The following is a 9540-nucleotide window of genomic DNA, read 5'->3' as shown; positions in this document are numbered from 1 at the left end:
CCATCGTTGCATTCCTGTATAAGTTCAATGTCTTTAAAATCAAGCAGGTATTCCCTTACAACCATGCGGGCTAAAGGTTCATCGTCAATAATTAAAGCTCGCTTCATAGTTGCGGTATTTTTATAATGGTTGTGTACAGATCATCGCTCGCATGGGTTTCCATTAAATCATTGCGGGCATACAGCAAATATAATCGCCGTTGCACTCCCCGCAAACCAAAACCTGTACCTTTTTTTGGTTTTGATGTTTGCGGATCATACGGGTTCTGTACCATTAAGTTCAGGTAGCCATCCTCAATCTCGCCGCGAATGCTCACGGTAACTTCGCCTATGGTATCATAAAGGCCAAATTTAATCGCATTTTCAACCAAAGGCTGTAACAGCATGGATGGTAGTATAGCGGTTCCGCATTTAGGGTCACAGCTTATTTCTGTTTGTAAACGGTGCCCAAATCGTACTTTCTCTATATCAAGGTATAAATTAAGATGTGCGAGTTCTTCAGTAAGACTAACCTGCAGCTGATCGTCCTTTTTAAGTGTTCCGCGTAAAAAATCAGATAACTGGTGGATCATCCTGCGAGCCTCATCAGGCTTAAAGCCAATAAGGGCATTGATGGAGTTGAGACTGTTAAACAGGAAGTGAGGTTGTAATTGCTGTCTTAAATTGTACAGCTCGGCCTCACGGGCCAGTTGCTCAGCTTCGGTTTTACGTTTCAGGGTTTCTTTTTGGTCGAGTTGTGAAAACCACAGCAAACTGATCATGGCCATCCAGCCTATCGCCAAAAAGTCGGTGAAAAAGCGGATGGTTAATGACTGGGCCAGGAAACCTGTATAGATCTGGTCGGTATTAATAAGCGGTAAAAGGTAACGGCAGCCGGCGGTGCAAATACCACCGAGCGCCACACACCATATAAACAGGTTAATATAGCTGCCCTTACCCGGTTGGTAATAGCGTAAGTTATTATTGATAAGCCAGCATGCACATGAAAGCAATATGGCGCTCATTAGTCCATCGGTTGCGGCAGTGAACCATAAAAACCCAAAACTATGGATAATATACGTTTGCAATGCAGCCCAGGCCAGGCCGCATATTACAAATGCCGCGTATAGTTTTGATGTTTGTATTGATGGGACTTCCAAAACGGGTTGCTTTCTGTGGTTTAAGGTTTAATTTCTGATTCCTAATAAGGCCGACTTATGATGCGCCCAGGCAATGTACAGGTCGGCATCAGGAGTTTCGTGTATGTTGTAATACAACTCGGTGCCGTCGGTAAGTTCGCCAAGCTGGTTAAGTTCGGCCACATCAATAAATTGCCATTTAACGGTTTGCTTTTCAATGTTCTTGAAGCTATCCTGGTTGGCGTGACCTATGCGGTTGGCTTTTTCATAAGCCACCAATTCGTTATCTGCACTGATCAATCTTAATTGCTCATCAAACTGCGCCTGATGGTCGCCATCCCCGCTTATCACCCTAAAAACTAATTTTGCTACATACCAGTTCATGTTGTTAATGCTTATTGTTAATAGCTGGTTTGATTAATTAATAACTGCGGATATCAACACCCGCAAATATGGATACCCCTTTAAGTACCAGCACCTTTTCGCTGCCTACACTTGCGGTGCTCCTGATGCGTTTATCATCTACACTGGCAAAAACTGCTGCCAGGTCAGATACTACCTGCCAGTTTGATGGCACAATAATTTTGGTGCCGCCGAAGATCTGGGTTATATCAATGATAATGCGGCCGTTGATGTCGGCTTGCGTAAAATCAAGTTCAGCGCCGCCAAATATGTTAACGATATCGCCCCCGCGGAATTGTTTGGAAAGAATGGTTTTGTTAACCCCTCCAAAAATAGATACGGTATCGATATAATCATCGCCGGAGTATTTGGTGTTGTACTGCTGCTGTTTTTGAGCATACGGATCAACAGGGGGGATTGGGTCGCCTTCATCCTTTACGGTATAATCAACAGGTTCTGTTTTTTCAAACTGAAAGGGTTCTTTTTTATCCCAATTGGTCCATTTATCTCCTTTGAAATCGTTTTTCCATTGCTGCGGATCAAAATGTTTGTTGCGCCTTAATATCAGCCACATGCCAAAACCAATTACAGCTAAGGGGCCTACTATGCGATCAGAATTGTTAATATTTTGGGTTATCAGAAATATGACACCTAAAGCTACCAGCATAACCCATGATGCTTTTTTGTAATTATGCTTGGCACCTACATATACACCCCAGAAAATAAGCCATAAAGGCCACAGGGAAAGATGATCGGGTATGAAAAAAATTCGGAATTGCTGAAGCAGCAATATGCCGCCTACAGCAAGTAAAATGATCCCGGCAACAGACTTGCCTTTGTTGGGATCTTTTGGATGTTCTATATCGTTGTTCATTGTATTATCTGCAAATTGAAATCATATCCAAAACTAAGGTAACATTATAGTTGAGCCAAACAAAAACTGGTGACATATTTAAAGAAATCGGTAAAGGGGGATGTTTTGGCGGTGAAAAAGTTGCGGTTGATATTTTATCATGCGGCAAAAATAAAAATTTGTATGTTGTGACGTTTTTTTATCAGTAAATAACCCATTACTAAACTTTATCATATCAAAAAATGGAACAGGAATACACCATATCAACAGGCTGGCGAATATTTTATGGCGCAGTGGCAATAGCTGCAATTATTTTTTCATTGTTCCTGCTACCCAAAGCTGCTAACGGGCTTATTATACTCCCTATTTTATTTGGAACAATTGGCGTAGCCACATTAATAAACCAGTTTAAAAGTAAACTTACTATATCTGATGATAGTATTGTAAGAACAACCGTGTTTGGTACCAAAGAGCTCCTGCGTACCCATATTAAAGGTTTCAGGATTAATGATAAGGTAATTGTTATTGAGTCTTTACAGGCAGGCTATACTAAAATAAAAATTCGCGATTATTCAAGCATTGGTAACCTCGGTGAATTAACAAAATGGTTACGCGAAAACCTCAGAGACCTGAACAAAGAAGAATTTGAGACAGAAAAAGATCAAATTTTGGCTAATCCCGAATTAGGCTATACCAACGAAGAACGGGCTGTGAAATTTAAAACCGCTGCCCGCATTTCGGGGGGTTACAATTTTTCGGCATTTGCGCTTATGTTTATCTTTCTATTCTTGTTTTTGGATAGTAATGACATTGACATAATTTTATTGCTTTATCCTTTGGTTGGCATTGTTATCATTTACCTGGGCAACGGCCTGATAACTCTGATTTCAAAAAAGAATAGTGCATATAATGGCCTGCTGATGGGTTTATACATGGGGGTATTGCTGCTTGTGATGAAATCTTTCTTTTATTATCACATATTAAATTATCACAATTTATTGATCCCAAGCCTGGTTTTGGGCGCTATATTTCTGGCACCACTGGTAGTTAAGGGATTTAACAAAACATATGGCTCCCGGGTAGGGCAGCTGGCCTTGATGATCATATTGGCGGGAGGTTATGGTTTAGGTGCTGCTATTAACATCAATTGCTATTTTGACGGCTTTCGGCCGCAGGTGTATCCTGCTATTGTAACAGCCGCGCACGTGTCTCATAAAAAAACAACCAGTTATCATATCCAGATAGATAGTTGGGGACAGCATCACGAAATTGAAAATATCACTGTTACCAAATCTTTTTATTACCACACATCTGTTGGTTCAACAGTACATGTGATGGAAAAACCTGGGCTTTTTAAAATGCCATGGTTCTATGTAGCCTTATAAATCTTAAACAAGTGGCCGATTTATATACAAAAAGCCGGAGCTTTTTATAAATGCACCGGCTTTGATATATGATGGATGGTTGAGTTTAAGCTTCTGTTTTAGGCTGTTCAAAGTCGAAATGCTGTTTGGCTTTTTCGTTCTTTTCCCAAAAGTCACGGTCGGTTTGTTTGGCGGGCCTGATGGCTATCCATGCACCAAGTATGATAAGTGCAATTGGCCAGGTTATACGGTCGGCGTCATAAACGTTTTCATTGATCAGGAATATTACGCCTATCAGCATCATGAAGATCCATGATGGTTTTTTGAAGTCATGTTTGGCACCCATGTAAGCGCCCCAGGCTATGAACCACATTGGCCAGCTAAAAAGCCAATCGGGAATAAGTAAGGCATCAAGCTGATCTATCAGAAATAAACCACCGGCGGCCAGTAAAATTATTCCTAACATGATTTTGCCATTTCTTTTGTTTTCGGTGTTTATTATATCGTTGTTCATCGTCTTAAGTTTTAATGTTACCCAAATCTACAGCGATGCAACAGGCAGGTCAATCAATACTTGGCGATGTAAGGGGAGATGTCGGTAAAATGGGGGATAAAGGCGGTGAAAGCCCCCTCTAAATCCCCCCCTGAAGGGGGAGACTTTTAATAGTAAGGTGAGTAAAGCTGAATATTTTTAAAGCCCTCCCCTTCAGGGGAGGGTTGGGTGGGGCTTATTCCGGTTCCTGCTGGCTCAGGCAGTGGAAACTGCCGAGGCCCCAGATAATGTCGGTGCTGTCGATACCGACAACCTTGCGGTCGGGGAAGCATTGCGTAAGTATGTCAAGTGCTTTATCGTCGTTCTTTGAACGGTAAGTAGGCACTATCACAGCCGAATTGGCAATGTAGAAATTAGCGTAAGATGCCGGTAAGCGCGTATCTTCATAAACTACTGCATCAGGCATCGGCAATTCAACAATGTTAAGCTGTTTGCCGTTAAGCAGGCGCATGGTTTTCAGGGTTTCAAGGTTTTCCTGAAGTATGTGGTAGTTCTCGTCGTTTTTGTCTTCCTCAACAACGGTAACTACGGTGTCCTCGTTCACAAAGCGGGTGATATCATCGATATGGCCATCCGTATCATCGCCTACAATGCCATCTCCCAGCCAAAGGATCTGCTCGGCGCCGTAATAGTTTTGCAGGTAGCTTTCAATTTGTTGCTGGTTAAGCTGCGGGTTACGGTTTTTGTTGAGCAGGCAGGCTGTAGTAGTTAAAATAGTGCCTTTACCGTTAAAGTCGACTGAGCCGCCTTCCATTACGATGCCAGGATTAAATACAGGTAAGCCAAAGTGGTTACCTATTTTGGTGGGGATCACATCATCCAGATCGAATGGAGGATACTTGTCACCCCAGGCATTATAACCCCAATCCACAATGGCTTTTTGCCTGGTAGTTGGGTTTACCAAAAACGCCGGACCATGATCGCGGCACCAGGCATCATTAGTAGGAAATTCAAAGATCTCTATTTTATTAAGATCGACTCCGGCATTTTGCAACTGGAAAATAACGGAGGCTTTCATATCCTCGTTAACAACGTTAATGCGTACCAGCTCGCCTTCGGTAACTACCTTGATAAACTCAATATAAGGTGCGTAAATGGTATCTATTTTGCCAGGCCATGAAGCTTCTTTGTGAGGCCAGCTCAGCCATGTAGCAGTATGTTTAGCCCACTCGGCGGGGAAAGAAAATCCTTGCGAGGCAGGGGTTAGTATAGTTGAAATTTGTTGGCTCATAATTTGGTGATGCAAATGTGAAAAACTGTATGTCATTGCGAGCGTAGCGCGGCAATCGCATGCTATACAGAGCGGCCCTGTACAGTATGCGGTTGCTTCGTCGTACCTCCTCGCAATGACATGTAGAAGAGATTAGTCCTCGTCAAGCAAACGCTTTGTTATCGGCTGATAAGAATCAATACGGCGATCCCTTAAAAACGGCCAATGGCTTCTGTAATAATCAGATTTATCCAGATCCAGTTCCTGAACAATAACTTCTTCCTGATCATGTGATGTTTGATGAATGATCGCGCCAAATGGATTGGCAAAGAATGAACCGCCCCAGAATTTTACGCCTGCTTCTTCGCCTACACGGTTTACACTTACTACATGTATACCGTTAGCTACAGCGTGCGAACGCTGGATGGTTTGCCATGCGTTGTATTGCTCAACATTGGTGGCTTCATCTTGTGTAGTGGCCCAGCCAATGGCGGTTGGGTAAAATAATATATCGGCACCCATTAAGGCGGTGATGCGTGCTGCTTCAGGATACCATTGGTCCCAGCAAATTAATACGCCTACGCGGGCAAATTTGGTATTGAATACTTTGTAGCCCAGGTCGCCGGGGGTGAAGTAAAATTTTTCGTAAAAGCCCGGATCATCAGGGATGTGCATTTTGCGATACTTGCCTAAGTAACTTCCGTCGGCATCTAAAACAGCGGTGGTATTATGATAAACACCCTGGGCACGTTTTTCAAACAATGAAGCAATGATCACTACATTAAGCTCGGCAGCAACCTTCGAAAGTTCATCGGTTGAAGGGCCCGGGATAGCTTCGGCCAGCTTAAAGTTGTCGTAATCCTCAACATCGCAAAAATAAAGCGAGGTGAAAAGTTCCTGTAAACAAACTATTTGTGCGCCTTTGGCAGCAGCTTCCCTTACTTTAACAATTGCCTTTTCCAGGTTCTGCTGTTTATTAGCAGTACAGGTCATTTGTACTAAACCAACGTTTACTTTACTCATCTCCAAAAAATTTGCGCAAAAATAACACTTTGTTATTAGGATTTCACCGAATTGATATTATGATTACACAGAGTTGAATATTTGATTACAATGGTTATGTTTTTAACTGCGGGAACGATAAGTTAACCATGTGGAAAATCGTGCTATAATAATTAGCTGATTTCCTGGTTTTAATATTTGTGAAAACAAAATGAAGAAAAATTGTTAATTGACTATCCTGTACATCTAAATAAAAAAATAACATAGCTTTGCAGCCGAATGACACAACCAGAAGACATCATTGACGAAGGTGCCGAACACAAAACCTGGAAAGGTAAGCTTTGGGGCGTAGTAAAAATAATCCTTATCATAGTAGTAACCGGTGGTTTGCTTTACTGGGTTTTCAGTAACGTACCTTTTGTTAAAATAAAAGACCGCCTTGCCAATGCCAACAGGGCCTGGCTTGCAGCCGCTATAGCCTGTTATGTAGGGTCGATGTTTTTTTCGTCATGGCGGTTATTAAGCTATTTCAAATCCATCGGGTTACGGTTAGACTGGCGTTTTAACCTTCGCTTATATTTTCTTGGCTTGTGCTATAATGTGTTATTACCCGGAGGTATCGGCGGTGATGGCTATAAAATTTACCTATTGCACAAACGTTATAATTTGCCAACCAAAAAAGTATTCTGGGCTATCCTGTTTGATAGGTTGAGCGGTTTTTGGGCCATTGGCGCTATTGTAGTAGGCCTGATTATTTTAATCCCAAGTTTCCCCTATCACCTGGGCTGGCCACTCGGCATAGTATCGATTGGTTCGGTGATCTATTACTTTGTAGCCCGTAAGTTTTTTAAAGAATATACCCACAACTTTTTACAGGCGCATTTAAAAGCCATAGGCGTACAAAGCATGCAATTGCTTACCATTGTTTGCTTACTGCTTGCGCAGGATTTCAACGGTAAATTTGCTCCATATCTGCTGTCATTTCTTTTTTCATCGTTAGCGGCAATTATTCCGTTCAGTTTAGGTGGCGGCGGTATCCGCGACGCGCTGTTCCTTACATTGGCCCGCCAGTTTAACTTAGCCGAAGATATGGCAGTTTACCTGAGCTTCGGGTTTTATCTGATCTCAATTATTGTTGCTTTATTTGGAGTATATTACGTTTTGGCTCCTAAGCGTTTGGACGGCGGACTTAAAAAAGGAGAAGAACCAAAGATGGAAAATCATCCAATAGAAGAATAATATTCTGTTTTAAATCTAATTTCATAATAATAGACTGAAGTTTGTTTTCATGGCAACCAACTGCTAAACTTGGCGTTATATTATAAATCGTCAGTTTATCAATGAGCCATTTTAATGATTTTAATAATCCGCAGGTTGCGGCATTGCCCGGTCATTTAAAGCAATTTATAGTCGACCAGCACTACGAGCACTATACACCCATTGATCATGCGGTGTGGCGCTATGTAATGCGCCAGAATTACAGCTATCTTAAAGATGTAGCCTACTACCCGTACATACCCGGCTTGCAAAAAGCAGGGTTAACCATAGAGCATATCCCTAATTTGCAGGAGATGAACGATGCTCTTGGCAAAATTGGCTGGGGGGCGGTCACGGTTGACGGCTTTATCCCACCGGCTGCCTTTATGGAATACCAGGCTTACCGCGTACTAGTTATAGCGGCCGATATCCGCCAGTTAAAACATATTGAATATACTCCGGCACCTGATATCATCCATGAATCGGCGGGACATGCACCTATTATTGCCGATAAGGATTACCACGAATACCTGAGCTATTTTGGGTCGATAGGGGCTAAAGCCATGTTTTCGGCACAGGACTTTGAGCTGTATGAGGCTATCCGGGCTTTATCGATATTAAAAGAAATGCCCGATGCCGATGAACAGGAAATTATCAAGGCGGAAGAATTAGTAACTTATTGCCAGGAAAATATAGGCGAGCCATCAGAAATGGCCCTCCTGAGCCGCCTGCATTGGTGGACGGTAGAGTATGGCCTGATCGGTACATTAGAACAGCCTAAGATCTATGGGGCGGGCCTGCTTTCATCCATCGGCGAAAGCTCAACCTGCATGAAAAAGGATATCAAAAAGCTTTGGTATACTATTGATGCCGTTAAGTATAGCTATGATATTACCCAGCCCCAGCCTCAGCTTTTTGTAACCCCCGATTTTCAGAACCTGATCAACGTGCTCGAAGAGTTTGCCAACACCATGTCTTTCAGAAAAGGCGGCGCTTACGGTTTAAAAAAAGCAGTTGAAAGTAAAAATATCTGTACCGCGGTTTACAGTTCGGGTTTGCAGGTTTCAGGCAACATCACCGACTTTAAAACAGATGCCGGTGGTAAACCTTATTTTATTAAAACCACAGGGCCCACCGCGCTGGCCCTGAACAATAAACAGTTAAAAGAACATGGTAAAGATTATCATAAGGATGGTTTCAGTTCGCCGGTTGGTAAGCTGAAAGGTTATGATATTGCTTTAGAGGATTTTTCGGAAGATGATTTAAAAAAGGTGGGTATAGTAAAAGGTCAGGAAACTGAGCTGTATTTTGAAAGCGGTATCAAATTAAAAGGCGGCGTGAAGAGTATCCTCTCGTCAGAAGAAAAGATCATGGTAATCACTTTTGATGACGTTACCGTTACTGATAAAAAAGAAACAGTGTTGTTTGATCCGGCTTGGGGCGTTTATGATATGGCTGTTGGCGAAGAGATCGTTTCGGTATTTTGCGGGGCAGCCGACAGAGAGGCATATGAAACTATTGTTTATAAATCAAAAACAGAAACCCATCATGCCGCGCACGATCATAAAACCAAAGAACTGCACAGGCTATATCAACAGGTGCGTAATTGTCGAATAAATCATGGTGATTATGGCTTTTTAGGTAACGTGTGGCTGCAGCTGCAAAAAGATCATCATGACGATTGGCTTTGCGCTTTGGAGATACTGGAAATACTTGACCATGAAGGCGCAGAGCCGGTATTAGCCGCCGAGATCAAACATTTTCTTGAACAAAAAGGACATA

10 protein-coding genes are annotated in these 9540 nt (G+C 42.3%); 4 read left to right on the top strand and 6 right to left on the bottom strand.

The features are described 5' to 3' along the window. Positions 1 to 103: 103 nt before the first annotated feature. Genes VF500_RS03625 through VF500_RS03615 form a run of 3 tightly spaced genes read right to left on the bottom strand, consistent with a single transcriptional unit; the run spans position 104 to position 2393 of the window. Positions 104 to 1138, bottom strand: a complete 1035-nt coding sequence (locus VF500_RS03625; RefSeq protein WP_330858364.1) for a sensor histidine kinase — start codon at positions 1136 to 1138, stop codon at positions 104 to 106. Positions 1139 to 1165: 27 nt separating this feature from the next. Beyond that, complete coding sequence (locus VF500_RS03620) at positions 1166 to 1501, bottom strand: DUF4288 domain-containing protein (RefSeq protein WP_110583047.1); 336 nt, start codon at positions 1499 to 1501, stop codon at positions 1166 to 1168. 37 nt (positions 1502 to 1538) lie between these two features. Further along, positions 1539 to 2393, bottom strand: coding sequence for a LiaF transmembrane domain-containing protein (locus VF500_RS03615; protein WP_330858363.1), 855 nt, complete (start codon positions 2391 to 2393; stop codon positions 1539 to 1541). Positions 2394 to 2443: 50 nt separating this feature from the next. Between VF500_RS03615 and VF500_RS03610 the strand changes: the two genes are divergently transcribed. Both VF500_RS03610 and VF500_RS03605 read left to right on the top strand, forming a co-directional pair. Continuing rightward, positions 2444 to 2581, top strand: a complete 138-nt coding sequence (locus tag VF500_RS03610) for a hypothetical protein (protein ID WP_330858362.1) — start codon at positions 2444 to 2446, stop codon at positions 2579 to 2581. A gap of 33 nt (positions 2582 to 2614) precedes the next feature. Then, complete coding sequence (locus tag VF500_RS03605) at positions 2615 to 3757, top strand: hypothetical protein (RefSeq protein ID WP_330858361.1); 1143 nt, start codon at positions 2615 to 2617, stop codon at positions 3755 to 3757. A gap of 85 nt (positions 3758 to 3842) precedes the next feature. On the opposite strand, the gene VF500_RS03600 is transcribed toward VF500_RS03605, so the two are convergent. From VF500_RS03600 to VF500_RS03590, 3 genes are all read right to left on the bottom strand, one after another. After that, positions 3843 to 4250, bottom strand: coding sequence for a LiaF transmembrane domain-containing protein (locus VF500_RS03600; RefSeq protein ID WP_330858360.1), 408 nt, complete (start codon positions 4248 to 4250; stop codon positions 3843 to 3845). A gap of 214 nt (positions 4251 to 4464) precedes the next feature. After that, the gene (locus VF500_RS03595; RefSeq protein WP_330858359.1) at positions 4465 to 5520 is read right to left on the bottom strand and encodes an agmatine deiminase family protein; all 1056 of its coding nucleotides are present in this window, start codon (positions 5518 to 5520) and stop codon (positions 4465 to 4467) included. Between the two features lie 132 nt (positions 5521 to 5652). Continuing rightward, on the bottom strand, positions 5653 to 6522 hold the full coding sequence (locus VF500_RS03590; RefSeq protein WP_330858358.1) for a carbon-nitrogen hydrolase: 870 nt from the start codon (positions 6520 to 6522) through the stop codon (positions 5653 to 5655). Between the two features lie 258 nt (positions 6523 to 6780). On the opposite strand from VF500_RS03590, the gene VF500_RS03585 reads away from it, so the two are divergent. Both VF500_RS03585 and VF500_RS03580 read left to right on the top strand, forming a co-directional pair. Further along, the gene (locus tag VF500_RS03585) at positions 6781 to 7740 is read left to right on the top strand and encodes a lysylphosphatidylglycerol synthase transmembrane domain-containing protein (protein WP_330858357.1); all 960 of its coding nucleotides are present in this window, start codon (positions 6781 to 6783) and stop codon (positions 7738 to 7740) included. Between the two features lie 101 nt (positions 7741 to 7841). After that, positions 7842 to 9540: aromatic amino acid hydroxylase (locus VF500_RS03580; protein WP_330858356.1), on the top strand; the 1699-nt coding region annotated here is incomplete at its 3' end.

It is taken from the genome of Mucilaginibacter sp. (genome assembly GCF_036383575.1).
Taxonomy (GTDB): domain Bacteria; phylum Bacteroidota; class Bacteroidia; order Sphingobacteriales; family Sphingobacteriaceae; genus Mucilaginibacter.
Note: the sequence above shows the minus strand (reverse complement) of the source record. Positions and strands in the feature narration are given on the sequence as shown.

Bases quoted from the DNA above. Each gene is read 5' to 3' on its own strand.
- VF500_RS03585 (WP_330858357.1), top strand. From the start codon at position 6,781: ATGACACAACCAGAAGACATCATTGACGAAGGTGCCGAACACAAAACC.
- VF500_RS03615 (WP_330858363.1), bottom strand. From the start codon at position 2,393: ATGAACAACGATATAGAACATCCAAAAGATCCCAACAAAGGCAAGTCT.
- VF500_RS03595 (WP_330858359.1), bottom strand. From the start codon at position 5,520: ATGAGCCAACAAATTTCAACTATACTAACCCCTGCCTCGCAAGGATTT.
- VF500_RS03600 (WP_330858360.1), bottom strand. From the start codon at position 4,250: ATGAACAACGATATAATAAACACCGAAAACAAAAGAAATGGCAAAATC.
- VF500_RS03620 (WP_110583047.1), bottom strand. From the start codon at position 1,501: ATGAACTGGTATGTAGCAAAATTAGTTTTTAGGGTGATAAGCGGGGAT.
- VF500_RS03605 (WP_330858361.1), top strand. From the start codon at position 2,615: ATGGAACAGGAATACACCATATCAACAGGCTGGCGAATATTTTATGGC.
- VF500_RS03590 (WP_330858358.1), bottom strand. From the start codon at position 6,522: ATGAGTAAAGTAAACGTTGGTTTAGTACAAATGACCTGTACTGCTAAT.